This window comes from Acinetobacter sp. SK-43, from assembly GCF_015351505.1.
GTDB classification, from domain to species: domain Bacteria; phylum Pseudomonadota; class Gammaproteobacteria; order Pseudomonadales; family Moraxellaceae; genus Acinetobacter; species Acinetobacter junii.
Window position 1 is genome coordinate 30533 of sequence record NZ_JADKPY010000036.1, and the last position, 25444, is coordinate 55976.

General features: G+C 38.2%; 23 protein-coding genes. 15 read left to right on the forward strand and 8 right to left on the reverse strand.

Annotation, left to right across the window (positions count from 1 at the left end):
• Positions 1 to 182: 182 nt before the first annotated feature.
• Entirely contained in the window at positions 183 to 365 is a 183-nt protein-coding gene (locus IRT38_RS08565; protein ID WP_004913435.1) for a hypothetical protein, read from the forward strand.
• 69 nt (positions 366 to 434) lie between these two features.
• Here IRT38_RS08565 and IRT38_RS08570 read toward each other — a convergent pair whose 3' ends face one another.
• A complete protein-coding gene (locus IRT38_RS08570; protein WP_194597451.1) occupies positions 435 to 2066 on the reverse strand; it encodes a S8 family peptidase in 1632 nt (543 codons plus the stop codon).
• A gap of 261 nt (positions 2067 to 2327) precedes the next feature.
• A complete protein-coding gene (locus IRT38_RS08575) occupies positions 2328 to 3116 on the reverse strand; it encodes a hypothetical protein (RefSeq protein ID WP_194597452.1) in 789 nt (262 codons plus the stop codon).
• Positions 3117 to 3339: 223 nt separating this feature from the next.
• Between IRT38_RS08575 and IRT38_RS08580 the strand changes: the two genes are divergently transcribed.
• The 9 genes from IRT38_RS08580 (at position 3340) to proB (ending at position 13648) form a co-directional block, all read left to right on the forward strand.
• Positions 3340 to 4032 carry an SDR family NAD(P)-dependent oxidoreductase gene (locus tag IRT38_RS08580; RefSeq protein ID WP_194597453.1) on the forward strand — a complete coding sequence of 231 codons (693 nt, stop codon included), beginning with the start codon at positions 3340 to 3342 and terminating at the stop codon, positions 4030 to 4032.
• An 84-nt stretch (positions 4033 to 4116) separates the two neighbouring features.
• A complete protein-coding gene (gene uvrB, locus IRT38_RS08585) occupies positions 4117 to 6141 on the forward strand; it encodes an excinuclease ABC subunit UvrB (RefSeq protein WP_194597454.1) in 2025 nt (674 codons plus the stop codon).
• Between the two features lie 120 nt (positions 6142 to 6261).
• Entirely contained in the window at positions 6262 to 6846 is a 585-nt protein-coding gene (locus tag IRT38_RS08590) for a lipocalin family protein (RefSeq protein ID WP_004953101.1), read from the forward strand.
• Positions 6847 to 6949: 103 nt separating this feature from the next.
• Positions 6950 to 7897 (forward strand): EamA family transporter RarD, encoded by a 948-nt coding sequence (gene rarD / locus IRT38_RS08595; RefSeq protein WP_194597455.1) that lies wholly within the window; start codon positions 6950 to 6952, stop codon positions 7895 to 7897.
• Between the two features lie 249 nt (positions 7898 to 8146).
• Positions 8147 to 9604: a glyceraldehyde-3-phosphate dehydrogenase gene (locus IRT38_RS08600; protein ID WP_194597456.1), complete on the forward strand. Its 1458-nt coding sequence runs from the start codon at positions 8147 to 8149 to the stop codon at positions 9602 to 9604.
• 165 nt (positions 9605 to 9769) lie between these two features.
• Positions 9770 to 10486 carry an MFS transporter gene (locus IRT38_RS08605; RefSeq protein ID WP_227592154.1) on the forward strand — a complete coding sequence of 239 codons (717 nt, stop codon included), beginning with the start codon at positions 9770 to 9772 and terminating at the stop codon, positions 10484 to 10486.
• Positions 10486 to 11166 (forward strand): hypothetical protein, encoded by a 681-nt coding sequence (locus IRT38_RS08610; RefSeq protein ID WP_194597457.1) that lies wholly within the window; start codon positions 10486 to 10488, stop codon positions 11164 to 11166. The genes IRT38_RS08605 and IRT38_RS08610 overlap by 1 nt, the downstream gene beginning before the upstream one ends.
• A 115-nt stretch (positions 11167 to 11281) precedes the next feature.
• Complete coding sequence (gene cgtA / locus IRT38_RS08615) at positions 11282 to 12499, forward strand: Obg family GTPase CgtA (RefSeq protein ID WP_004913416.1); 1218 nt, start codon at positions 11282 to 11284, stop codon at positions 12497 to 12499.
• A 15-nt stretch (positions 12500 to 12514) separates the two neighbouring features.
• Entirely contained in the window at positions 12515 to 13648 is a 1134-nt protein-coding gene (proB, locus tag IRT38_RS08620) for a glutamate 5-kinase (protein WP_004913414.1), read from the forward strand.
• A 40-nt stretch (positions 13649 to 13688) separates the two neighbouring features.
• Here the strand turns inward: proB and IRT38_RS08625 are convergent, their stop codons facing one another.
• Together IRT38_RS08625 and IRT38_RS08630 are read right to left on the reverse strand one after the other, a co-directional pair.
• Entirely contained in the window at positions 13689 to 14366 is a 678-nt protein-coding gene (locus tag IRT38_RS08625) for an HAD family hydrolase (RefSeq protein WP_194597458.1), read from the reverse strand.
• Positions 14333 to 15541, reverse strand: a complete 1209-nt coding sequence (locus IRT38_RS08630; protein WP_194597459.1) for a DUF1615 domain-containing protein — start codon at positions 15539 to 15541, stop codon at positions 14333 to 14335. The genes IRT38_RS08625 and IRT38_RS08630 overlap by 34 nt, the downstream gene beginning before the upstream one ends.
• A gap of 82 nt (positions 15542 to 15623) precedes the next feature.
• Here IRT38_RS08630 and dusB point away from each other — a divergent pair, with 82 nt between their 5' ends.
• On the forward strand, positions 15624 to 16649 hold the full coding sequence (dusB, locus tag IRT38_RS08635; protein WP_004953115.1) for a tRNA dihydrouridine synthase DusB: 1026 nt from the start codon (positions 15624 to 15626) through the stop codon (positions 16647 to 16649).
• A gap of 59 nt (positions 16650 to 16708) precedes the next feature.
• On the opposite strand, the gene oxyR is transcribed toward dusB, so the two are convergent.
• The 4 genes from oxyR to rubA all read right to left on the reverse strand — a co-directional run bounded on the left by oxyR (position 16709) and on the right by rubA (position 20079).
• Entirely contained in the window at positions 16709 to 17614 is a 906-nt protein-coding gene (gene oxyR, locus IRT38_RS08640; protein WP_004953118.1) for a LysR family transcriptional regulator OxyR, read from the reverse strand.
• Positions 17615 to 17620: 6 nt separating this feature from the next.
• Positions 17621 to 18565, reverse strand: a complete 945-nt coding sequence (gene estB, locus IRT38_RS08645) for an esterase EstB (RefSeq protein ID WP_004913400.1) — start codon at positions 18563 to 18565, stop codon at positions 17621 to 17623.
• An 89-nt stretch (positions 18566 to 18654) separates the two neighbouring features.
• A complete protein-coding gene (gene rubB / locus IRT38_RS08650) occupies positions 18655 to 19836 on the reverse strand; it encodes a rubredoxin reductase RubB (protein WP_004953119.1) in 1182 nt (393 codons plus the stop codon).
• Positions 19837 to 19914: 78 nt separating this feature from the next.
• Positions 19915 to 20079 (reverse strand): rubredoxin RubA, encoded by a 165-nt coding sequence (gene rubA / locus IRT38_RS08655; RefSeq protein WP_004678010.1) that lies wholly within the window; start codon positions 20077 to 20079, stop codon positions 19915 to 19917.
• A gap of 348 nt (positions 20080 to 20427) precedes the next feature.
• Here rubA and IRT38_RS08660 point away from each other — a divergent pair, with 348 nt between their 5' ends.
• The 4 genes from IRT38_RS08660 (at position 20428) to cysD (ending at position 25389) form a co-directional block, all read left to right on the forward strand.
• Positions 20428 to 20865 carry an SRPBCC family protein gene (locus IRT38_RS08660; protein WP_194597460.1) on the forward strand — a complete coding sequence of 146 codons (438 nt, stop codon included), beginning with the start codon at positions 20428 to 20430 and terminating at the stop codon, positions 20863 to 20865.
• A 159-nt stretch (positions 20866 to 21024) separates the two neighbouring features.
• A complete protein-coding gene (gene lysS, locus IRT38_RS08665) occupies positions 21025 to 22551 on the forward strand; it encodes a lysine--tRNA ligase (protein ID WP_194597461.1) in 1527 nt (508 codons plus the stop codon).
• A 149-nt stretch (positions 22552 to 22700) separates the two neighbouring features.
• Positions 22701 to 24152 carry a capsule assembly Wzi family protein gene (locus IRT38_RS08670; RefSeq protein ID WP_194597462.1) on the forward strand — a complete coding sequence of 484 codons (1452 nt, stop codon included), beginning with the start codon at positions 22701 to 22703 and terminating at the stop codon, positions 24150 to 24152.
• Positions 24153 to 24480: 328 nt separating this feature from the next.
• A complete protein-coding gene (gene cysD / locus IRT38_RS08675; protein WP_004913386.1) occupies positions 24481 to 25389 on the forward strand; it encodes a sulfate adenylyltransferase subunit CysD in 909 nt (302 codons plus the stop codon).
• Positions 25390 to 25444 lie beyond the last annotated feature (55 nt).

Sequence of the window (25444 nt, forward strand, 5' to 3'; positions counted from 1 at the left end):
TAAAAAGCATTATATTTTAGCTCAAATAAGCTGAGGTGTGGTCGAAAGTTGCCTTAATCGAATAAAAAGTTACCAAATACTGAAGATTTATAGGATTTTGTTTTTTACATATTTTATTTTTATCAAAATATCAAAAATCCTTTACAATAGCCGCTAGAAATTTAGATTTCGAGAGAATTTTAATGAGTACGCAACAACCAAAAGCCAAAAAAGCTTTGGTGAAATTACCTTTCCCGATGCCATCTGCGCAAGATGACTCAGATGAGCAGTCAACACACAATCAGGTGAGACCAAAACCTGAACAGTATGCTGATCGTACTTGGATGCCACCTCGTGGCACACGTCGCTCAATGGGCAAGCGTTAATCAAGTCACAGTGTGATTAAAATAAAAAACCTCGCAGCTTGCGAGGTTTTTTTATAATCGTTCTATCTATTAACGATAAATGGTAACTGAGCTTACGATATTGCTGCTAGAAGCGTAAGTCATATTGGTACCTGAAATATTTTTGACACTGTATTTGGTATTGCTCGTAAATCGGCTGATATTACCACTGTTCAATTGGCATTGACCTTGTGAATTTGTCGTGCAATTTATTGATGTTCCTCCAACACTAAAACCTCCACTTACTGTCGCATTTGCGATTGGTAAATTGTTTGAATCAGTCACAGTTGCGATGACATTAGCGCGCCATGTTCCTAACTTTGAAACGATTACAGAAGAACCAGTTAATTGGCTAATTCTAACAATCGAAGTCGGAGTAGTCGGCTGAGTTACGCTCGACACAGTGTTGTAAAGAAGCTTATTTGGACTACCAGCAACGTTTAATACAACATTCGCAGTAGCAGAACTGAGTAACTGAGTTGTTATCGTTTGAACAGTAGCTGTAGGGGAGCTTTCTAATAAAGTTGCAACGACACCAGCTACATGAGGTGATGCCATCGAAGTACCATTTAAATTGGCTGTCGCTGTGTTGCTACCAATCCATGCTGATGCAATATTGCTACCAGGTGCAAATAAGTCTACGCAGCTTCCGTAGTTTGAATAACTTGCACGATTATCACTACTGTCCGTTGCTGCAACTGTAATTGCTTTTGCCGCTCGTGCAGGTGAGCTATTACACGCATCGGTATTTGAATTACCTGCAGCCACTACAGTAACGAAACCGTTATTCACGAGATTATCAACAGCAGTGTCTAATGTGCTGTATGCACTACCACCCAGTGACATATTCACTACAGCGGGTTTGCGACCATTTTGAATAATCCAGTCTAAACCTGATATGACGCCGCTCATTGCACCAGAGCCATTACAGTCCAGAACGCGCACTGGGGTGATAAGACTATTTTTAGCTACACCATATGTGGTGCCTGCTAAAGTTCCAGCTACATGTGTGCCATGACCATCACAATCTTCTGTCCCTCGACCATCATTGATCGCACTAAAACCATTTTGAATTCTGCCTGTAAATTCCTGATGTGTTGACAAGATTCCTGTGTCTACAACATAGGCATTAACACCTGCACCGGTATTTTCATAACTGAAGCTTTTGCTGAGTGGTAGATTGGTTTGATCAATTCGATCCAAGCCCCATGAAGGATTTGACTGAGTGGTTAGATTGGTTTGTATGACAGCATCTTGCTCAATAAAATTAACCTGAGGATTTCTTTGCATTGCCTGAATAAATTGCTCACTTGCTGTTTCAGGAATACTGATCGCAAAGCCGCGAACTGCTTTTGAATAAACAAATAGAATTTTTCCACCAAATTGTTGAGCGATATTTTTGGCAGCTGTACTCGGTAACTCAGATAATGGATTTAAAACCACAATATATTGATTTTTAATCGGTGTATTTGAATTTGTTGGGGCTTGAATCGTGCTTTTTAATTTGGGTGTTGCGACTGATAATGGAGTTGTAGATAGAGAGTTTGTTGTACTTTGATTGATCGAGTTGGTTTTAACTGGAGCATTTGGATTTGTATTGCTTTGATTAAACGCAGCATAACTTAAAGCCATGATCGAAATTGCAGATGTTGCAACAATAAATTTACGAGATTGAGCTTTCATTCAGATGTCCCTATTGATTAAGTTTAATCACACAATCTGATCCTTATTATGTGTGCTTTTTATTCATCAGATGTTGATTATAGGCGGATAAAGTATGAAAGTAATAAGTCAGTGTGATGAAAGCTAAAATTTTTTTGTAATAATATTGATGTAAATCAAATATGTACGCAGCAATGTGTGTCAGTTATCGAATAGAGAACCATGTAAACCAAATCTTGTATTTGTAATTATTGTGGGATTTGGTTTAGCTGATCTTATCAATTAACGATTTACACAATGATCAATTCGGATATCTCCATTCCATAGGTGAATGAAGTCATCTTCATCAAATTCGTATAGTTCCATCAATGCAATAATCGTCCCAATGAAAATCATCGGTTTTTCGTCATTTTCATCAAAATTAAATAAGCTAGATAAATGTTTGAGCGTATCGTTAATTTCATATTCACGACCACGATCATACCGATCACATGGGTACATCGGTTCTTTTAAAATTTGTAATGCAATTTGTTGCTGTTCAGGTGACAACGAAGTCGTGTTGAGAGCTTCTTCATAAGATTGATAACCGTATTCATCAAAAAAAATAACTTCATTTTTGATAAAAGCTTTCACCCATTCTTGAGTCAATGTTGGGAAAAGTCTTTTGCGGTCAGGTTCTAAATAGGGTTTGAAGGATTGTGGGAAAATCACATTATTTGAAATGCCTTCAAACAATGGTGCAATTTCCGAAAATTTATAACCCGCACTTCCACATCCAAGAGCAGTCACAAAATACTTCATTTTGGGATGATTTTTCGTATAAATTTTAAAATCATTAACGTAATGTTCGATCTGTGGAAGAGGCATTTGTTGCAAATGTTCATTGAGCGTTGGAATAGCAAAACTTTGACCAGCCCAACCACGACCAACACCTTTTACCGCCGCAAAATGTTGTGCAGCTATACGTGCAGCTCCAGTATCATGAATACCTGCTAAATTACTTCCAAAAACAAAAACAGTGTCTTCTGGAAGCTCTGTAATGATTGTTTCGTCATGGTATTGATATGTCATTGGAATTCGTATTTTGCGTTGTCGTTGCAACCATGTTGCTATTGATTTGTAATAGGGTCAAGTAAAAAAATATTTAATTGTTATGCTAAGAATTTCAAATTCTTAAGTGCCTTTTTTATTTCAAATCAGTTAAGGGAATTGCGATAAAATTCTCGTGACATGAAATTCACATCTTATTGTCTAAGCTCAAGTTTGAAAAATGATTAATCTTTAGGTGATCCAAATGAGTATCGTTGTTGCTGGGGCTTCAGGTGGAATTGGTCATGCACTTTTTAAACAGTTAATTCATCAACCTACAAAGCAAGTTTATGCTATTAGTCGCCAGAAGCTTAGAGAATGTGATTTACAAGCTGACTTGTCAGACCCAGATCAAATAGACCATGTACGAGAATTTTTGGATCATATTCAGGTTTCAGAAATTTATTGTTGTGCAGGTGTGCTGCATGAAGATATTAATATGCCTGAGAAAATGTTAAGTCAAATTCGAGATGAATGGATTTATAAATCTTTGTCACAAAACGTAATGACTCATGTCCATCTTGCAAAAGCCTTAGCCCCAATTCTAAATAAAAATTATGATCTAAAATGGCTCTCCTTGTCGGCTAAAGTCGGGAGTTTGGAGGATAATAGCTTAGGAGGATGGTATAGCTATAGAATGACCAAAGCCGCACTGAATATGTTCATTAAAAATTTAAGTATCGAGTGGGCACGTAAATCTTCAAATATTCTCGTGGCAAGTATTCATCCAGGAACAACGGATTCAGAATTATCTAAACCATTCCAACGCAATATTTCGCCAGAAAAATTATATAGTGCTGAGCAAACTGCCGATCGATTAATTTCCGTGATGAACAACTTATCTAAACATCAGCATGGGAAATTATTAAATTGGGATGGGCAGTTGTTACCTTATTAATAAAATGCAACTAAACTTGAAAAGCAGCAACTAGCCCAGATTGATTTGTTAAACTATTTTTAAATTTTATCAAAGAGTGTGCTTGTGAGCGAAAATCAACCTTTCGACTTAGTGACAAATTACCAACCCGCGGGAGATCAACCACAGGCGATTGAAAAATTAGTCAAAGGAATTGAACAAGGTTTTCGCAATCAATTGTTGTTAGGGGTAACAGGTTCTGGAAAAACCTATACGATGGCAAATGTGATTGCTCAAACGCAACGTCCAACCATCGTTATGGCACATAATAAAACCCTGGCAGCACAGCTTTATGGAGAATTTAAAGCCTTTTTTCCAAATAATGCGGTTGAGTACTTTGTAAGTTATTACGATTATTATCAACCTGAAGCTTATGTTCCTTCTTCAGATACGTTTATTGAAAAAGACTCAGCGATCAATGATCACATCGATCAGATGCGACTTTCTGCAACTCGTGCATTATTAGAACGCAGAGATGCAATTATTGTTGCTTCAGTATCGGCGATTTATGGTTTGGGTGACCCAAATGCTTATATGCAAATGCTATTGCATATCGTGCAAGGGGATCGCGTCAGTCGAGATGACATTATTCGTCGTCTAGTTGAAATGCAATATACACGCAACGAGTTAGAGTTTTTACGCGGTACTTATCGAATCCGTGGTGAAATTATTGATATTTTTCCTGCTGAATCTGATCAAGATGCCATTCGCGTTGAACTGTTTGATGATGAGGTTGACTCGATTCGATGGTTTGATCCTTTGACGGGTAAGTTGGTGCGTAAAGTTCCTCGTGTAACAATCTATCCGAAAAGTCATTATGTAACACCAAAAGATCATCTAACCCGCGCGATTGATACGATTAAAGATGAATTAAAAGATCAGCTTAAATTTTTCAAAGACAATGATAAATTGCTCGAAGCTCAACGTATTGAGCAACGTACACGCTATGATTTAGAAATGATGCAACAGCTCGGGTATACCAACGGGATTGAGAATTACTCACGTCATCTTTCAGGTCGAGGAGCAGGTGAGGCACCACCCACCTTGTTTGATTATATTCCTGAAGATGCTTTGCTGATTATTGATGAATCGCATGTAACAGTTCCTCAAATTGGGGCGATGTACAAAGGAGACCGCTCGCGTAAAGAGAACTTAGTGAATTACGGGTTCCGTTTACCGAGTGCTTTGGATAACCGTCCTATGAAGTTTGAAGAGTGGGAGCGCATTGTTCCGACGACGGTATTTGTCAGTGCAACACCAGCGCAATACGAGTTGGAAAAGTCAGAACAAATTGTTGAGCAGGTGGTTCGTCCTACTGGATTAATTGATCCTGAAATTGAAGTGCGTCCAGTTTTGACGCAAGTGGATGACGTTTTATCTGAGATTAATATTCGTAAACAAGTCAATGAACGTGTCCTTGTGACTACACTGACCAAGCGAATGGCTGAAGATTTAACTTCATATCTAAAAGAGTATGGTGTCAAGGTAGCTTATCTGCATTCTGATATTGATACGGTTGAGCGTGTAAAGATTATTCATGAATTACGCACAGGTGTGCATGATGTACTGGTTGGGATCAACTTGTTGCGTGAAGGTTTGGATATGCCAGAAGTCTCTTTAGTCGCTATTTTAGATGCGGATAAAGAAGGGTTCTTGCGTTCAGAACGGTCATTGATTCAAACTATTGGTCGTGCGGCTCGTAATGTGAAGGGTAAAGCAATTTTATATGCTGATCGCATTACTGATTCTATGCGTAAGGCTATGGATGAGACTGAGCGTCGTCGCAATAAGCAAATCGAGTTCAATGAGCTTCACTGTATTACACCACGCAGTGCTGTGCGACAAACCATTAAAGAAATTGATACTGGCGAAGTGCTCAGTGATGATGAGATCGATGAAAAAGTGCTTGAGCAAGCTCAGTCAATCAGTGCTGATGAGCAACACTTACTCTCTGATCCAAAGTTATTTGCAAAACACATTTCTAAATTGGAAAAGGAAATGTTGAAAGCATCGAAAGAGTTACAATTTGAGCAAGCAGCTCGATTACGTGATGAGATTGTTCGAATGAAAGCGCATATGTTGCAGTCATAATTGTTGAGATAAATCCTGTTAGATGATACATATCGCAACAGTTTTTGTTTATAAATTGGGCTATGTTACTAAGCTAACTATATGACTATTTATAACAAATTTCTGTTTTGAGGATTTCCCATGCCATTTATTAAAACTTTTCCAAAAGCGAGTTGGCGACTAGCTAAAATTGCAGTGGGTGGTGTTGTTCTAACAGGTTTGGCTGCCGGCACAATTGCATATGCTCAAACAAAGCCTTTAGCAACTGTTGATAAGGTGGAGTTGGATAAGTATTTGGGAGTATGGTACGAAGTTGCACGCAAACCTATGTTCTTTGAACGTAAATGTGCTTACAACGTTTCAGCGACTTATACACTTAATGAAAATGGCAATATTGTTGTTGATAATAAATGTTATGACAAAGATGGAAATTTACAGCAAAGTATAGGTGAAGCCTTTGTCGTAAATGCTCCATTTAACACAAAATTAAGTGTAAGTTTTTTACCAGAAGGTGTTCGATGGGTTCCTTTAGCACGAGGTGATTACTGGATTTTGAAATTGGATGAAGAATATCAAACAGTTTTAGTTGGTGAACCGAGACGTAAATATTTATGGGTATTATCTAGAACCCCTAATCCTAAAAAAGAAACCATCTTGGAATATTTAAACTATGCAAAATCTCTAGGTTTTGATGTTAGCGATGTAATTTTTCCCGACCATCGATAAATAAGTTATACTTATTCGAAACCATGCTTGCATGGTTTTTTTATTTTTATATAGTGGATAAGTCAAGTATTTATTAGGGCGTCTAATAACGCTGAGGTTCAAAATGTTTAAAGGAATAGCCTATTCTATTTTGGCTTCAGTAACGTTCGGTGTTTTATATTTTTATACTCAGTTTTTGGGGGCGCTCGATAGTGAGCAAACCTTTGGTTGGCGTATTATTGCGACATTACCATTTTTAACTTTATTTATGTGGATGAGTGGTGATTTGGTTCATATCAAATCGATCTTTCAAAGAATATTAGCTAAGCCAAGTTTAATTCTATTATTAATAATTACTTCGATACTTACCTCAGCGCAACTTTGGTTGTTTTTATGGGGGCCTATGCATGGTCGGGGGTTACAAGTTTCTTTAGGTTATTTCCTGCTTCCTTTGGTTTTAGTGCTAGCGGGAAGTGTTCTTTATGGAGAAAAACTCTCAAAATTTCAGTGGGTCGCAGTTTTACTAGCTGTATTTGGGGTGGGGCATGAGGTTTGGCGACTGGGAAGTATTGCTTGGGAAACCGCATTTGTAGCGATAGGCTATGCCGCTTATTTTATTTTAAGAAAGCAGATACATACCGATAATTTGGGTGGTTTTTGGTGGGATTTATTGTTGATACTGCCAATTGCTATTTTTCTTACACATACAGGAGCAACACCGTATGTGAAGTTTTTAGAGTTTCCAAGTTTATTTTTTGTGGTTATTGGTCTAGGTTTACTTAGCGCAATTGGTTTGGGGAGTTACATTTTAGCTAGTCGATATTTGCCATTAATTATTTTTGGTCTATTGGGCTATTTAGAGCCTGTTTTATTGGCGCTTGTGTCTTTGTTACTGGGTGAAAAAATTGGTGCGGAAGAGTGGCTGACTTATATTCCAATTTGGTTGGCAGTATTGGTGCTAATTTTAGAAGGTACTTTACATCTCTTGGAGCAGAAACGACGTCAGAATCAACTTGAGGTCAACCTCAAGCAGTACCCCAAACGTATAAAACCAAACGATGAAGTAGAATAACGAAGTAGGTGTAGTTGTTTTTGGGAGCTGCGAAGATTATGAGTGAGTGAATCGAGAAGAGTAATGCCTGAATACAAATGATTTTCTAATAATCATAAAAATAATTATAGGTATTTTATGAATTTATAGTCAATTAGGACAAAATCTTAGCCCGATTAGCAGCTTTTGATTCAATAATGATGATAATTCTATTACAATTGTGGCGTTTTAAAATTCACGCCCAGTATATATAAATTAGAGGACGTAACTGTGAGCAAAGAAACTATCATTGCCTTACACGCAGAACACCAAGGTCGTTGGAAAAACCGTGAAGAAATCGCGGAACGCATGATTACCTTAATTGGTCAATTATACCGTGAGAAAAATATTGTTGTTTCTGTTTACGGTCGTTCTTTAATTAACCGTTCAGTGATCCAAATTTTAAAAACTCATCGTCGTACACGTATGTTAGACGTTGAGCTTTCAGTTGTTCACACCTTCCCAATCTTGGAAGCGCTGATGAAAGTTGAAAATATTGGTTCTGCAGAAGTTGATATCGGCAAACTTGCTGTTGAATATAAAAATCTAGGTGGTGATGTTGACGCTTTTGTTGCAAACGCTGTTTCTTCTGTCCAAGGTAATTCAGAAGCTGCTGAGCCAAAAGATGTTGTGCTTTACGGTTTTGGTCGTATTGGTCGTATCTTAGCGCGTTTAATCATCAGTCAATCTGGTTTAGGTCGTGGCTTAAGTTTAAAAGCGATTGTTGTACGTAAATCATCTGATGGTGACTTATCAAAACGTGCTTCTTTGTTACGTCGTGATTCAATTCACGGTACATTCGACGGCACAATCTCAGTTGATGAAGAAAACGAAGCAATCATTGCAAATGGTCAATTCATCAAAGTGATTTATGCATCAAGCCCAAGCGAAGTAGATTACACAGCTTACGGTATTGATAATGCTCTTCTTATCGACAACACAGGTAAATGGCGTGATGTTGATGGTTTAAGCCAACACTTACAATGCGCTGGCGTTGCTCGTGTTGTGTTGACTGCACCTGGTAAGGGTGACATGAAGAACGTTGTATTTGGTGTGAACCAAGCTGATATCTTAGATGAAGACAAAATCATCTCAGCAGCAAGCTGTACAACGAATGCAATTACACCTGTATTAAAAGTTTTAGATGACAAATACAAAGTATTAAATGGTCATGTTGAAACAGTTCACTCATTCACTAACGACCAGAACTTGATCGATAACTATCACAAGGCTGATCGCCGTGGTCGTGCAGCTACACTAAACATGGTTATTACTGAAACTGGTGCTGCTAAAGCTGTTGCTAAAGCATTACCAGCACTTAAAGGTAAATTAACTGGTAACTCAGTACGTGTACCTACACCAAACGTTTCTCTTGCGATCTTGAACTTAACGTTAGAGAAAGAAGTGGATCGTGAAGAAGTAAACGAATACATTCGTCAAATTTCGATCAACTCTAATCTACAAGGTCAAATTGGCTATACAAACTCAACTGAGGTTGTATCTAGTGACTTTATCGGTTCTCGTACTGCGGGTGTATTTGATGCGCAAGCAACAATCACTTCTGGTAACCGTTTAACTGCTTATGTTTGGTATGACAACGAAGTGGGTTATAGCTGTCAAGTTTTACGTATTGCTGAACAAATGTGTGGCGTGAGCTATGCAAAAGTTCCTGCTGAAACAAATGCATAATATTTGTTAGCAAAGCTATACAATAAAAGCCCAGTTTAGACTGGGCTTTTTAATTGACTGTACAGAATCTATGCAGATTAAAACATTAAAATAGACGAAAATAATCACAAAGGGATAGGATTAGTTAGGATTACTTCATTGTTGCAGTTTAGACGTTTATAGGCGATATTTGGTCTTATCATTGTTGCAAACCTATGTGGTGTTTATATTGCAATGTGGGTATTTAAACACTTCAACATTTATATACCTTTAAAAGATCAAGATGTTGCGATTGATTTACAAGAACCATTGCAAGTCCGCGTAAAAGTAAAAGATGCACTTAATGTAGATGTTGATGGTCGAGTCAATGCAAAAATCCCAATAGATGAGCAGCTTAATGTTCCTTTAACACAAACACTTACACCAAGAGTTTATTTTGATAATCTCGTACCAATTAGTACAACTATTCCAGTTAAGGAAACGATTCAGGTAAATCAAAATTTACCAATTGATACCAAAGTTCAAGTTAAAATATTAGGTAATGATGTCACGTTGCCATTAAAAGGCACGATTCCATTAAAACTTGCTGTGCCGATAGATATCCAAGTTCCTTTACATCAAAAAGTTCATTTGAAATTTGATGCGCCTGTACGAACAGTGCTTAAAGAAAATCTAAATATTCCTCTAAAAGCACAGCTTGATGCCAATATTCCAATTCAAGGAAAATTAAACGTACCGATTACTTCTGAGTTAAGTGCATCGGTAGATGTGAAAAATACACTTCCTGTAAAAATTGCAGACGGTGAGTTGAAAATTCCACTATCTACAATTTATTTAGATCGTGTGAAAACTCAACCTGTTGATGAGCCTGCATCACCTCATGACGTTAAAATAGGTGAGTAATGGATATCACCAAATCACTTAAAAGTTTATTGATCAGTTTTGTGATTCTCACTACGTTAGTGGCGATTTTATTTTGGTTTTATCTGAATATTCAGGCATCTTTGATTGTATCGGCTGAACAAGCTGATATTCGATTGCCTGAATCTTTAGGAACCAAAATTCAGGTAGGGGAACATTTACGAGTTCGGTCTGAAGGTCAATTACAAACTACTTTAGATATTGATCGCACATTGCAATTGCCGTTAAAAGGAAAATATTTAGCTGATTTGAGTTTTGAAGTTGAAACACCAATTACGGTCAACATTAATTATCAAACGATGTTGAAAGTGGGTGAGCTTATGCCTATTGAAACATCCACTGATTTAATTTATCAAAATAAATTATTGCCTAAATTTCCACTCAAATTGAATGTGCCAGTTAAGTTAGATATACCATTTGAATTAAAGCGGACATATACCATTCCAGTTAAAATTGTGTTTGATGGTCCCGTTCATTTTGGATTCGATGAATCGGTTACACTTCCTGTAAAACATCAATTTAAGCCAAGCTTTTATATGAATGATGCTATCAATATGAGTAATATTTCCTCATTCAACGCAATCATGTATAACTCAGTGCAAGACACAAAAGCGAATTTAGATATGAAAATGGATTTGCCATTGAAGAATGTAAAGCCTTAAAGGTAACAAAAAACTCTTTTTTAGCGTTTGATATGCATTTGCTGATTATTCTATTCGAGAAATTTATTAAAATGTGGCAAAATAGTCCGCTTTTAAGATTTTAGAGGATTGGCACATGCGCTTTGTTGATGAAGCAGTCATAACCGTAGAGGCTGGCGACGGTGGCAATGGCGTAGCCAGTTTTCGCCGTGAAAAATTTGTCCCTTTTGGTGGCCCTGATGGGGGCGATGGGGGACGTGGCGGAAGTATATATATTCAAGCCGATGATGATACCAGCACCCTAGTTGATTATCGTTACACACGACGTTTCCGTGCTGAACGTGGTAAGAATGGTTCAGGTGCGAACTGTTCAGGTCGTGGTGGCGAAGACATTATTTTAAAAGTACCTGTTGGTACAACAATCGTAGATACCGAGTCAGGCGACATCATTGGTGATTTAGTTGCTGACGGTCAACGTGTAAAAGTGGCAAACGGTGGTGATGGTGGTTTGGGAAATACTCATTTCAAATCATCTACCAATCGTTCACCACGTAAATGTACACACGGGATCAAAGGTGAGTACCGTGAAGTTCGTTTAGAATTGAAAGTCTTAGCAGATGTAGGTTTACTCGGTATGCCGAATGCTGGTAAATCGACATTTATTCGTGCTGTAAGTGCGGCAAAACCAAAAGTTGCTGACTATCCATTTACAACGATGGTTCCGAATCTTGGTGTTGTAGATGCCGATCGTCATCGTTCATTTGTTATGGCTGATATTCCTGGATTAATCGAAGGTGCAGCTGAAGGTGCAGGGTTAGGGATTCGCTTCTTAAAGCACTTGGCACGTACACGTATTCTTCTGCATATTGTTGATGTACAACCAATTGATGGTTCAGATCCAGCTTATAATGCACGTGCAATTTTAGCTGAATTAGAAAAATTCTCTCCGACATTAGCAAAACTTCCGATTGTTCTTGTACTAAATAAACTTGATCAACTTCCTGAAGAATCGAGAGATGAGTGGTGTCAGCACATTCTAGATGAATTGCAGTGGACTGGTCCTGTATTTAAAACTTCTGGTTTGATGGCAGAAGGTACTAAAGAAGTTGTTTATTACTTAATGGATCAAATCGAGCAACAACGTGAGCGCGAAGTTGAAGATCCAGAGTACGCTGCAGAAATTAAAGCATTACGTGAACAGCTTGAAGCTGAAACGCGTGAACAAACCATCGCAGCAAAAGAAGCATATCGTGCTATGCGTAAAGCTCAGCGTGAAGCTGACTTGGACGATGATGAAGATTTTGATGATGATGAAGATGAAGGCGGCGTAGAAAGTATCTACGTTCGTGATTAGTGAACCGAGGATAAAATGATAGAAGTGGTCGATGGGCAACGTCAGCTCAATGCGTGTAAACGAATCGTTGTTAAAATCGGATCATCTCTACTCACTGCAAATGGTCAAGGTTTAGATCTGAATGCGATCTCCCACTGGGCGAAGCAAATTGCTGATCTACACAATGCTGGACACGAGATCATACTCGTGTCTTCAGGAGCAGTTGCAGAAGGGATGGTACGCATGAAGCTTGCGAGTCGACCCACTGATCTACCCAGTTTGCAGGCTTGCGCTGCAATTGGTCAAATGGGACTGATTCATACATGGTCTAGCGTACTTGATCAGCATGGTATCCAAACTGCGCAAGTACTCCTTACACATGATGATCTAGCTGACAGACGTCGCTATTTAAACTCATGTGATGCTCTACAGAATTTAATCGATTGGCGAGTCATTCCTGTAATTAATGAGAATGATACGGTATCAACTGACGAAATTCGTTTTGGTGATAATGATACTTTAGCAGCAATGGTTGCGGGGCAAGTTCAGGCTGAATTGTTGATTATTTTGACTGATCAACAAGGGATGTTTGATTCAGATCCACGCAGTAATCCTAATGCTAAATTATTCTCATCTGTTCGTGCATTAGATGACACGCTGTTTGAAATGGCAGGTGGTGGCGGCGTACTTGGTCGTGGTGGTATGGTTACCAAGGTTCGCGCAGCTCGCCTTGCTGCAAAATCTGGTTGTCCAACTTTAATTGCCAGTGGTGAAAGTGAAAATGTACTTGCTCGTTTGATGGCGGGTGAAATGTTGGGCACTTTATTTACGACTGATAATGACCGTGTCACAGCACATCAGCAATGGTTGGCTGCGCATTTGCAAACAGCGGGTCGTTTAGTTATAGATGACGGTGCAGTTGAAGCGATCAAACTTAAACATCGTAGTTTGTTACCTGTAGGTGTCAAGGCGATAGAAGGGCATTTCGATCGCGGTGATGTTGTGGAATGTGTAGATAAGAGTGGCGCTAGAATTGCCGTTGGTCGTGTGAATTTTAGTTCGCGCTCAGCTGAAATGGTTAAGGGACTGTCTTCCGAAAAAGTCTACCAAGTACTTGGTGAAGCACGTTCACTAGAAATGATCCATCGTGATCACATGGCGATTTATTAATTCACTCTGTGTAAAAAAGCTCGCTTCAAGCGGGCTTTTTTTATATTTTTTTAACATTCTTCCACATGTCATGGTCTTGAGAATCATCGACTTTTGGTAATGGCTTATCTTCGCCAACCATATAGGTAAAATCAGCAATAGATAGCATTTCTAAGTCTTCTTCACTGTTACCATACGCATAAATATGTTGATAATTAGAGAGATTATATTGATCCAATATACGTCGTTTCTTCTGCTCTCGACTACAATCTTCTGACTGATAAAAACCAGTTAAATGACCATTTTGTATTTCAGTTATTGTACAAATAAGTTCGATATTTAAAAATTTACAAACATATTTAAGGTATAAATCAATTGAAGCTGAAACCAGCACAATATGATCGCCACGTTGCTGATGTTTATGCAATTGTTTCATTAAATTTGAATCAAGTTTTTTAATTATTTTTTTTGCATAATCTTGCGATAGTTGATCTACAAAATCGACGGGAATATCTTTGAACATGCTTTGATAAAGTTTTGGTCTCATTGCATGTGCTGGATATAAATTTAAATAATAGGCTTGAATCCATGGCAGAATTTTCAAGCCATTTTTTACAATATGTCGTTTTGAAAGGGTGTAAAAGATAAACCCAGTAAAACTATCTTTGGGATATAAAGTCCCGTCAAAATCAAAGAGTGCAAGATTTATAGTTTGATTCTTTTTGCTTTTTGCATGCATTGCTCATAACGCCCGTTAACACGACTTGCAAACCAATTTGTATTGTAATCACGACTCAATTTAGGCCCTGAAATGACCACTTGAGGCATGACAGCATACATTGGTTCTTTGTTGGTTTTCTTTTGATAAAGTTTTTGAACAGCTAAGTAAGTTTGAGTATCTTCAAATTTTTTCTCTTTTTCTTTTTTCAGATCGGCACGAATTTGTCGTGGAGTTACCAATACATTATTTTGAGCAAAAACAGCAATTAATTCTTTTTCAGTTTGGCTTTGTGTAGATCTTACATCACCGTCTTTATTGTATAGGAGTAAGTCACCATCTAAACTAATTTCAGCTTCTGTTAATGCACCTAGCATTTTTTGGAAGGCAGCATTACGGCTCGAATACATTCCAGAGTTATAATCTGCAAATCGATAAATTGCTTCATCATAATTAGCAGGGTATTCCATTAAACGATGAATACCGTAGTATAGACCGCCATACTGAGTGTAAAGATCATTGCGTAACTCGGCTATGCCTCCAGCTTTACGTTTATGCTCTTTGGCATAATTGATATGTACTTGCATTGAGCCTAATGTGGTGATTGGATTTAACTTCTCACCAATGTCTTGCCCAACCAGTTTGGCTGCGCCTGTTAATGCACTCACATGATAATGTTGAGCCATGTAATCGAAAATTTCTCGATAGAGTAAGTCTAATTCGCGTTCAGTTTGTACTTTACGCATCTGGCTCATATAGTTGTTTTCTGGTGAAGGTTGGTTTTTGAGTACATCTTCAAAATAACCAGCGACTGTGCCACCAATTTTTTCGCCAAGTTTTGCTTCGAACTTTTCTTTTAGTCTTGAGTTAATTTCCTCAACCGCTTTTGCACCTAATCCAGGTACTGTAGGGTCAGCAACAAAGTTCGATTCTTGATCGACTACAGCGACAATACTACATACATTTTGCTTAGTTTTAGGAATGCTTAGCTCTTGCATAATATCGAAAATATCTTGAGACCAAGATTCACGATCATTTACACGTGCAGGAATGACCTTTCTGATTTGATCAGCCTCCATCTCAGGATCTTTGTCACTTGACCACCAAGCATTATCACCACAAGCGGCTAAGCTTATGCATGCAGTTAAGATGCTAATAGTCTTGAAAAAGGGACGAGTCGAAGTCGATTTATTCATAATCAGTGCAACACCGCATAAAAAGATGAGCTGAATGGGCGAATGAAGTATACTATGTTGATCAGAATTTGTAAGAAAATATATGTATATTGGCCCATATCAACTGTCAAATAATTTGATTGTCGCACCTATGGCGGGTGTAACCGATAGACCGTTCAGAACCTTATGTAAATACTTTGGTGCGGGTCATGCGGTTAGTGAAATGATGACCGCTGATAAAACGCTTCGCATGAGCAAAAAAAGTTTGTACAGAGCTAATTTTGACGGTGAACTTGCTCCAATTTCAGCACAAATAGCTGGCTCTGATCCAGAGCAACTTGCTGAAGCTGCACAATATCAGGTTGCGAATGGTGCGCAAATCGTTGACATTAATATGGGATGTCCTGCGAAAAAAGTATGTAATAAACTCGCGGGTTCGGCTTTACTGCAAGATGAAGATCTCGTGGCAAGGATTTTAGATGCTGTCGTTGCAGCAGTGGATGTACCTGTAACTTTAAAAACACGCCTTGGCTTTTTAAATGGTGAGGAAAATATTCTTCGTGTCGCGAAGCGTGCCGAGGATTCAGGTATAGCAGCTTTAGCTTTACATGGTCGTACACGTGAAGATATGTATTTAAATACTGCTCGCTATGAATTAATTCGTGAAGTTAAAAAAAACATAAATATTCCCTTGATTGCGAATGGCGATATCGATAGTCCTGAAAAGGCAAAATATGTTTTAGATTATACTGGTGCTGATGCTGTTATGATCGGGCGTGCTGCTCAGGGACGACCATGGATTTTTAGAGAAATTGCGCATTATCTTGAGACAGGGGAGCACTTGGCGGCACCAGAAATTGTAGAAGTGAAACAAGTTTTAATGGGGCATTTAGCTGAGCTGTATCAATTTTATGGTGAATACTCAGGATGCCGTATAGCCCGTAAACATATTGCTTGGTATACGAAAGGTTTACGCTCTAGCAACGAATTTCGTCAAAACATGTATAAAGTTGAAAATACAGCTGATCAAGCCAAAGTGGTTGAGTCTTATTTTGACCAATTATTAGATCAAGGTCGACGCATGAGTGATGTACAGGTTGAGCAAGTAAATTTATTGGAAATAAAATAGAAATTTTTACTGTTTTTCTTTAAAAAAATGCCTGTAATTCATATTACAGGCATTTTATTTTATTCTAGATGCGCAGTGATTTTCTTCAAAATCTGAAAAATCACATCGAACTCGCTTTGTAGAGGAGTACTTTTGCGAGTTACTAAAGCAAGTGTGCGGCTTGGGGCATCACCGATCGATTTGACAGCAATTTCTTCATTAAAATGAATCATACTGTTCTTCAAAGCTATCTCAGGTAATAAAGTAAAACCTAAATCAGAAGACACCATTTCAACAAGCGTTGGTAGTGAACTCGCTTTTAAACGGTGATCATTTTTACGTTCGCCGACTGGGCAAGCACTCAGTGTATGATCACGTAAACAATGTCCTTCTTCTAAAAGCATGAGACGTGTTAAATCCAAATCATCTAATGAAGTTGCTTCAGCCGCATTCTTATCTTTTTTATTGTAAACAACAAATAAGTTTTCTTTAGCGATTTCAGCAACTTTTAAACCACGAGTATCGAATGGCAAAGCAAGAACGATCATATCTAAATTGCCGTGTTCTAATTTTTCGACAATTTTCTCACTTTGTGCTTCATGTAGATGAAGTTGTATTTTAGGAAGTTGACGATGAACTTCATCTAAAAGTTGCGTCAAGATAAAAGGTGCGATTGTAGGAATAATTCCAAGATGCAAATCACCTGTTAATGGTTCGCTCATTTCTCGGCTTAGGCGCATCAAATCTTGTGCATCAGCTAGTAATACACGCGCACGGGCAACAACCTGTTCACCTAGAGGAGTCAAACGGACGTTTTGACGATCACGCTCAACTAAGACGCCACCTAAAAGACGCTCCAATTCCATAATGCCACCCGATAATGTTGATTGGGTAACAAATGATCGACGAGCTGCTTCAGTAAAATGTAAAGTTTCTGACAACGTAACTAAATATGATAGCTGTCTTAATGAGGGTAATGCAGCCATAGTGTCCTAGTGTGATGATTTAAAGTGATGTGCAAACAAACCACTAAGTTGAGGAATGAAATGTGCAGGAATATCATGCCCCATTCCATGAATTAATTCAAACTTAGCACCAGAAATCGCTTTTGCAACCGCTTTCCCATGACTTGGCGGTAATAAGCGATCTTTTGAACCGTGTACCACTAATGTTGGTTGATTAATAGTCTTATTGAGTGGCAGCAATGAACCTGTACATAATATTGCTAAAAATTGTTGAAGTACACCCGCTGGATAGAAACTACGACGATATAGTTTACGAATAGTCTGAATTGCTTCTACTTGGTTAACGTATCCAGGAGAGCCGATAATATGAAATACTTTTAAACTATGATTGACGATCGCATCTTCATCATGAGCTTCAGGTTTTCCAATTAAGCTAAAGAGCTGTTTCGGAAAAGGTGGTGGTAAAAACGGCTGATTATTACTTGTAAATAAAAGGCCGATTTTCTCAACTTTTTCTGGATATTTAGCTGCTACGATTTGTGAAATCATGCCACCCATAGAGGCACCGATAATATAGGTTTTTTCTAAACCTAGCTGATCTATTAGCATAGCCACATCGTCAGCCATATCATAAAGCGTGTAGGGCGCACCTTCATTCGTTAACCCGACCATGAATCGACTCATGAGTTTCATGGTATTCAGTCGTTGTCCTTTATGACGAACTTTTGAAGACAAACCAATATCACGATTATCAAATCGAATAACACGAAATCCTTGATCAATTAGGGATTTGCAAAAAAAATCTGGCCAAAACAGCATTTGCGCGCCTAATCCCATCACCAACAAAATTGTTGGATGCTCAGGATTTCCCCCAACCTCAACATGTAACTCAATGCCATTACCCAAAGTAACTTTGGTTTCTTGCATAAATGGAGCATAAGGAGAGACATTAAATTGAAGTGCGCTGTTCATGGTATTCATTCCAAGTTGAATTGTTTTTATCTACTTTCGGGAGAGAGTTTATTGGAACCCATTTCTCAATAAACTCTGTTATTTAAACCTTAAGCTTGAGCAGGAATCAAGTCCGGTACGAGTTTAGTTAAAGTTAAACGCTGTTTACCAGCAGTTGCACCTAATAAAACAAAACCTCTTAATGTCCCTTCAGCATCAGTTGCTTTAGCAAGCATACCATCATCAAACTCTTCAGTTTCCCAATTCACTTCAACATCAATTGGTGCAGGTAAAACAGTAAGAGGTGCAGCTGGTGTTTTTACCGCAACTGGCATAGCAGGGTAATGAACATTTGTGCTTTGACCACTTAAAGTTTTTGCTAAAGCACGTGCTTGTTGCATGATAGGCATGACGTATGGAAGCAAAGTTCCATTTACTTCAGCACAGTCACCCACTGCATAGATATCAGCTTGATTGGTCTCTAGTAGTGTATTTGTGATAATACCTCGACTAGTTTGAATATCGGCAGCTTTGGCTAAAGCAGTGTTTGGTTGTAAACCGATAGCAGAAAGAACAATATCTGCAACCAAAGTTTGTCCATTCGCCAAAGTCACAGCGTAGTCTTCACCATCATTAATTTTGGTAACTTTCTCAACTGTAGTTGAAAGTGCAAATTTAATCCCAGCTTCTTCTAAGTTGGTTTTAAATGCTTCAGCAACATGAGTTGGTAATAAGCGTCCAAGTGGTTGAGGTGCTAAATCAATGACCGTAACGTCATAGTTACTATGTAATAAGTCATTCGCAAATTCACAGCCAATCAATCCAGCTCCGAGAATCACTACGCGTTTGTCTTTGCGCTTTGCTAGATTTTCACGGAATACACTATAGTCAACCAATGAGTTGACCACGTGAATATCTTCACTACCATCGCCCGCAATTGCTAAACGAATCGGATTTGCACCCACTGCAAGAACTAATTTTGAATAGGCTTGTTTGAAAATCTCACCATTTTTTTCTAACGTGATTTCATGGTTTTCAGGATGAATTTCTTTTACCAAAGTTGCCGCTTCAATACGCATATTAAGTTGGGCTGCCATTTTAGCAGCATCACCTAGAGCAATTTGTTCAGGTGCTTTATTACCTGCAAAAGCATTGGATAATGTTGGTTTAGCATAGTTTACCGCATCATCCGCGCAGATCATCATGAGTTCTTGTTCAGGACTCAGTTTACGGAATTCTCGTGCAACAGTATAACCAGCCATGCCTGATCCGATGATGACGATAGGATGCATTACATTCTCCAATTTTTTTAATATAAAAATAAAACATAAGAAAAAAAGACCATGATGATCATGGTCTTTTAGTTCTATTTAGATTTCAACCATTTCAAAATCAGCTTTTGAAACGCCGCAATCTGGGCAAGTCCAATCATCTGGGATGTCTTCCCATTTTGTCCCTGCTGCAATGCCGTCTTGTGGCCAGCCTTCTGCTTCGTCATAAATCCAACCACAAACGATACATTGATATTTTTTCATGTGACTCTCCAAACTGATAGGTATGCTCAAATTGCCTTTCAGTAAAACTATTCCATAATGTCGTTACGATCGCTGCAATAGAACTAACTTGTGTTGATCGGGAGTTAGATTTTTACGCAGAACGACATTTAAGTAAAGTAAATGCAAGAGTTTAATCATTTATGTAAAAAGTGGTATGGCAATTCGGGCCGAAAGTCTTGTTATTTGAGCAATTACTCTAATTAATTTTATATCGAGGACTTTATTATTTGCTGAAAATAATGAAACGTATAAGTTTGGTTTGAATAAAAAACATACATTTGAAAATCAGTTATGATGAATTATCACAATAATAAGGACGTTATATTTATGAAAACGCTAAGTTACAACATTAAAATTTATGCGACTCCTGAAAGAGTCTGGGACATATTATGGGGAACTGAAACCTATAATGTTTGGACAAAATTCTTTTCTTGTGATTCTCAAATGAAGTCTGATTGGAAAGTAGGTGGTAAAACCTATTTTACTGATGGTGATGGAAATGGGATGGTATCGACAATAGAACGAATAGATGAGCCGAATGAAATTGTTTTCAAGCACCTCGGGATGATTAAAGATGATCAAGAGGATTTTGATAGTGAGGATGTGAAAGCTTGGGCTGGCTCTTTGGAAAAATATTTGTTGGTTGATTACAATGGAGAAACGCAACTTCATGTAGAAGTCGATATTCAACCTGAATACGAAGAAATGATGAATAATGGTTTTGATCAAGGATTGGCGATGGTTAAACATTTAGCAGAAAAATGAGACTAATTCGGCTTGGGTTTTTGTTCTAAATTTGCAAAGTATCAGTTTGAAAATTTGATAAAATCTTCATTTTTTTGAATTGTCTGGTTGAAACAATACGAAAATGGGTTGTGATCTGCTATTCTATGTCACTTCATTTTTTACTTAATCGAGGCAGAGATGACGCAACAAAACGCTCAATCGACTTCTGAACAGACACTTTCCGAAAACGATTTAATCGCACAGCGTCATGCCAAATTAAAGCAAATCCAAGATACTGCCAAACAAACTGGCAAAAGCCCTTGGCCAAACACATTTAAACGTGAGCACTATGCTGCTGATTTGCAAGAGCAATTTAAAGATTTAGCTAAAGCGCAAATTGAAGGCGGTGAAAAGGTTTATGTAAAAGTTGCTGGTCGTGTCATGCTCAACCGCGGATCATTTATGGTGATTCAGGATATGACTGGTCGTATCCAACTTTATGTTGATCGTAAAGGTTTAGCTGCTGATATTTTAGAAACAATAAAAAGTTTAGACCTTGGCGATATTATTGCTGCAGAAGGTTATATTGGTCGTTCAGGTAAGGGTGACTTATATGTGCATCTTGAAGGTTTTGAATTACTAACCAAATCATTACGCCCATTACCAGATAAATTCCACGGTTTAACTGACACCGAGGCAAAATATCGTAAACGTTATTTAGATCTTATTGTCAACGAAGAAACAAGAAAAACATTTGAAATTCGTGCCAAAGTTGTTGCAGGTATTCGTGCATTTTTAACCAATGAGCGTTTCATGGAAGTTGAAACGCCAATGATGCATGTTATTCCTGGTGGCGCATCTGCAAAACCATTTGTAACACACCACAACGCTTTAGATATGGAGCTTTATTTACGTATTGCGCCTGAGCTTTACTTAAAACGTTTAGTGGTAGGTGGTTTTGAACGTGTATTTGAAATCAACCGTAATTTCCGTAATGAAGGTGTTTCAACTCGTCACAACCCCGAATTTACGATGATTGAGTTCTACCAAGCATATGCTGATTATAAAGATCTGATGGCATTGACTGAGAATATGCTTGAGAAACTTGCAATCGATATCTTGGGTACAACAGATGTACCTTATGGTGAAGAGGTATATAGCTTTAAAGGTCCATTCAAGAAAATCTCAATGTTTGATGCGATTCTTGAACACAATCCAGATTTCACACCTGAAAATGTAAATGACCGTGATTTCTTGGCTAAGTTTACTCAAGAAGTATTAAAAGAGCAGGTTAAGCCAGGCTTTGGTTTAGGTAAGTTACAAACCATCGTGTTTGAAGAAACAGTTGAAACTAAGCTACGTCAGCCAACATTTATCACCGAATATCCAGCTGAAACCTCTCCACTTGCACGTCGTAATGATGATAATCCACATATTACTGATCGTTTCGAGTTTTTCATCGGTGGACGTGAGTTAGCAAATGGTTTCTCGGAATTAAATGATCCAATCGATCAAGCAGAGCGTTTCCAAGCCCAAGTTGCTGAGAAAGATGCTGGTGATGATGAGGCAATGCATTACGATGCGGACTTTATTGAAGCGCTAGAATACGGTTTACCGCCAACAGCAGGTGAAGGTATTGGTATTGATCGTTTAGTTATGTTGTTTGCGAATGCCCCAAGTATTCGTGATGTGCTTTTATTCCCGCATATGCGTCGTAAAGACTAAACATTTGACTGATTAATAAAAGAAGCCACTCTTAAGAGTGGCTTCTTTGTTTTCTGCGTTAAGAAATGTAATTGTTTGGTTAGAGGATTGAAATGTGTCTCTAAAAAAACGATGATGTGCTCATAAATAAACTTGAGAACAGTTTGGACATGTTTCTAAAAAAATCGCTTTCTATAGCATTATTTGCCTCGTTTTCATCGACTATTTTTGCGCAAGGCTTAGTGCTCAACGATGAAAATTTACGTACTGATCTAAATTGGTTAAATCAGCAAGGCGTCATTCAAATCAGTACATCTACATGGCCCTTAAGTGGTGATGAAATTCAAAGAGCGTTGTCACAAGCGAAAGTGACTAATAATACACAGCAAAAAGTTGTGAACTCTGTGATAAATACTTTGCAGGCAGACAATGCAACTGTAAAAGTGGGTTTGCATGCTGGTACGGATTTAAAGACAGTTCCTCAAGCATTTGGTGATAACCAAAAATCTCAATATCAAATCGCAGCTGAGTTGAATGCTGGTGGTGACAATTGGGATGCTAAACTTCGTGTAAATGGTGAAAAAGATCCATTAATTGATAATGGAAATGATGCAAATGTAGAGGGTTCTTATATAGCTGGTAAGCTTTGGAATCAATGGGTTATTGCAGGTCAAATTCCAACTTATTGGGGACCAGGTCATGATGGTAGCTTAATTCGTGGCGATGCAAGTCGTCCTGTATATGGTGTGACTGTACAACGTGCAGTTCAAGATGCTTTTGAAACAAAATGGTTGTCTTGGATTGGACCTTGGCAATATCAGGCTTTTGCAGGTCAATTAGATGACTATAAAGCTATACCAGACGCAAAACTGATTGGATTACGTTTAACTGCTCGTCCTTTTCCTGCTTTAGAGCTAGGAGCTTCAAGAGCGATTCAATGGGGTGGAGAAGGACGACCAGAGAGTCTAAGCTCATTATGGGATGCTTGGACGGGTAGTAAAGACAATGGAGGAACTGGCGAGGCTGATCCTTCTAACCAAATTGCAGGATTCGATAGTCGATTATTTTTGCAACCTCTATTTAATGTGCCTGTAAGTTTATATACACAGTTTGTTGGTGAAGATGAAGCAGGTGGACTACCAGCAAAATATATGTACTTAGGCGGTGCAGATTTCTCTTCTAGCTATAAAAATATGCCATATCAACTTTATGCTGAATGGGCTGACACACGTACAAATGGTAAAGCACAAGGTATTTCCTATAGTCATACTATCTACACGGATGGCTACTATCAACATGGTTTCCCATTAGGCCATGCAATGGGGGGAGATGGTCAGATGTATTCTGTTGGTGGAAATGTTCGTTTTGATGTAATGAATCGTTTAAGTGGTCGTGTTATTTATGCAAAAGTAAGTCAAACTCAACGTGTGCAAGATAACAATGCAGCTTTTCCAGAAGCTGACACTGTGAAAGGTTTAGACTTGACTTGGACACACTATTTAAAGCCAACAATCCCTCTTAAAATTAATGGTTGGGTAAGTGATTCAGATTTAAATGGCAATGATGGTGGTGTTTCTGTAGGTCTTGAAATTCCATTAGAACGTAACATGTTCCGTTTCTAATTTTAAACATCATAATCCCAAGAAAAGAAGCTTAAACAGGCTTCTTTTCTTACTTTAGAATAAAAATAAATGGTTTCACTTTTATAATGAAGTTATATATTCATATCATAATTTTGCATATTGATATGAAAAAACAAGCTAAAGAACTCTCTCTAAATTATTATAATGAATAAAACTTACTAGATCATTAATTAAGTTCTGGTAATAACATCGATATCACGAAAAATTGGAGTTGTTATGATACTCGTTCCTCCACACGGTCTTCCAAGTGGTGGTGTAAGACCGCTTATAGATTTTATGGGTAGCATGAATAAAGGAGGAAGTGTACATGACTGAGAATAGATTAACTCACCTCAAACAGCTTGAGGCTGAAAGTATTCACATCATTCGGGAAGTTGCTGCTGAGTTTGAAAACCCTGTGATGCTTTACTCGATTGGTAAAGATTCGGCGGTTATGCTCCATCTAGCATTAAAAGCTTTCTATCCAGCGAAACTCCCATTCCCATTACTACATGTAGATACGGGTTGGAAATTTAAGGACATGATTGCTTTCCGCGATAACATGGCGAAAACACATGGCTTTGATTTGATTGTTCATCAGAACAAAGAAGGACGTGATGCTGGGATTAACCCATTTGATCACGGTAGTTCAAAATATACGGATATCATGAAAACTCAGGGCTTAAAACAAGCCTTGGATAAATACCAATTTGATGCTGCCTTTGGTGGTGCACGTCGTGACGAAGAGAAATCACGTGCGAAAGAACGTGTTTATTCATTCCGTGATACGAAACACCGTTGGGATCCTAAAAACCAACGTCCAGAACTTTGGAATCTTTACAACGGTAAAGTAAACAAAGGGGAAAGCATTCGTGTATTCCCATTATCTAACTGGACTGAGTTAGATATTTGGCAATATATCTATCTAGAAAACATTCAAATTGTTCCTCTTTATTTCTCAGCTGTTCGTCCAGTTGTAGAGCGTAGTGGTACGTTGATCATGGTAGATGATGAGCGTATGCGTTTAAAAGAGGGTGAAGTTCCACAAATGAAATCGGTGCGTTTCCGTACATTAGGCTGTTATCCATTAACAGGTGCAGTCGAATCGGAAGCAGATACCTTACCTGAAATTATTCAGGAAATGCTTTTGGCCACTAGTTCAGAACGCCAAGGTCGAATGATTGACCATGATGAAGCTGGCTCGATGGAAAAGAAAAAGCAGGAAGGTTACTTCTAATTTCCTAAAGTAAATCTCTTTTAGAAAGAAGGATTTAGGGAAATTAAAAATGATT

What these genes read in the sequence shown, in the direction of transcription:
- estB (WP_004913400.1), bottom strand. Translation starts at nt 18,565, where the DNA reads ATGAACAGCGCACTTCAATTTAATGTCTCTCCTTATGCTCCATTTATG.
- IRT38_RS08580 (WP_194597453.1), top strand. Translation starts at nt 3,340, where the DNA reads ATGAGTATCGTTGTTGCTGGGGCTTCAGGTGGAATTGGTCATGCACTT.
- IRT38_RS08660 (WP_194597460.1), top strand. Translation starts at nt 20,428, where the DNA reads ATGAAAACGCTAAGTTACAACATTAAAATTTATGCGACTCCTGAAAGA.
- cysD (WP_004913386.1), top strand. Translation starts at nt 24,481, where the DNA reads ATGACTGAGAATAGATTAACTCACCTCAAACAGCTTGAGGCTGAAAGT.
- IRT38_RS08590 (WP_004953101.1), top strand. Translation starts at nt 6,262, where the DNA reads ATGCCATTTATTAAAACTTTTCCAAAAGCGAGTTGGCGACTAGCTAAA.
- IRT38_RS08630 (WP_194597459.1), bottom strand. Translation starts at nt 15,541, where the DNA reads ATGAATAAATCGACTTCGACTCGTCCCTTTTTCAAGACTATTAGCATC.
- IRT38_RS08575 (WP_194597452.1), bottom strand. Translation starts at nt 3,116, where the DNA reads ATGACATATCAATACCATGACGAAACAATCATTACAGAGCTTCCAGAA.
- oxyR (WP_004953118.1), bottom strand. Translation starts at nt 17,614, where the DNA reads ATGGCTGCATTACCCTCATTAAGACAGCTATCATATTTAGTTACGTTG.
- IRT38_RS08625 (WP_194597458.1), bottom strand. Translation starts at nt 14,366, where the DNA reads ATGCATGCAAAAAGCAAAAAGAATCAAACTATAAATCTTGCACTCTTT.
- rubB (WP_004953119.1), bottom strand. Translation starts at nt 19,836, where the DNA reads ATGCATCCTATCGTCATCATCGGATCAGGCATGGCTGGTTATACTGTT.
- lysS (WP_194597461.1), top strand. Translation starts at nt 21,025, where the DNA reads ATGACGCAACAAAACGCTCAATCGACTTCTGAACAGACACTTTCCGAA.
- IRT38_RS08565 (WP_004913435.1), top strand. Translation starts at nt 183, where the DNA reads ATGAGTACGCAACAACCAAAAGCCAAAAAAGCTTTGGTGAAATTACCT.
- IRT38_RS08670 (WP_194597462.1), top strand. Translation starts at nt 22,701, where the DNA reads ATGTTTCTAAAAAAATCGCTTTCTATAGCATTATTTGCCTCGTTTTCA.
- rubA (WP_004678010.1), bottom strand. Translation starts at nt 20,079, where the DNA reads ATGAAAAAATATCAATGTATCGTTTGTGGTTGGATTTATGACGAAGCA.
- proB (WP_004913414.1), top strand. Translation starts at nt 12,515, where the DNA reads ATGATAGAAGTGGTCGATGGGCAACGTCAGCTCAATGCGTGTAAACGA.
- IRT38_RS08570 (WP_194597451.1), bottom strand. Translation starts at nt 2,066, where the DNA reads ATGAAAGCTCAATCTCGTAAATTTATTGTTGCAACATCTGCAATTTCG.
- dusB (WP_004953115.1), top strand. Translation starts at nt 15,624, where the DNA reads ATGTATATTGGCCCATATCAACTGTCAAATAATTTGATTGTCGCACCT.
- cgtA (WP_004913416.1), top strand. Translation starts at nt 11,282, where the DNA reads ATGCGCTTTGTTGATGAAGCAGTCATAACCGTAGAGGCTGGCGACGGT.
- IRT38_RS08610 (WP_194597457.1), top strand. Translation starts at nt 10,486, where the DNA reads ATGGATATCACCAAATCACTTAAAAGTTTATTGATCAGTTTTGTGATT.
- rarD (WP_194597455.1), top strand. Translation starts at nt 6,950, where the DNA reads ATGTTTAAAGGAATAGCCTATTCTATTTTGGCTTCAGTAACGTTCGGT.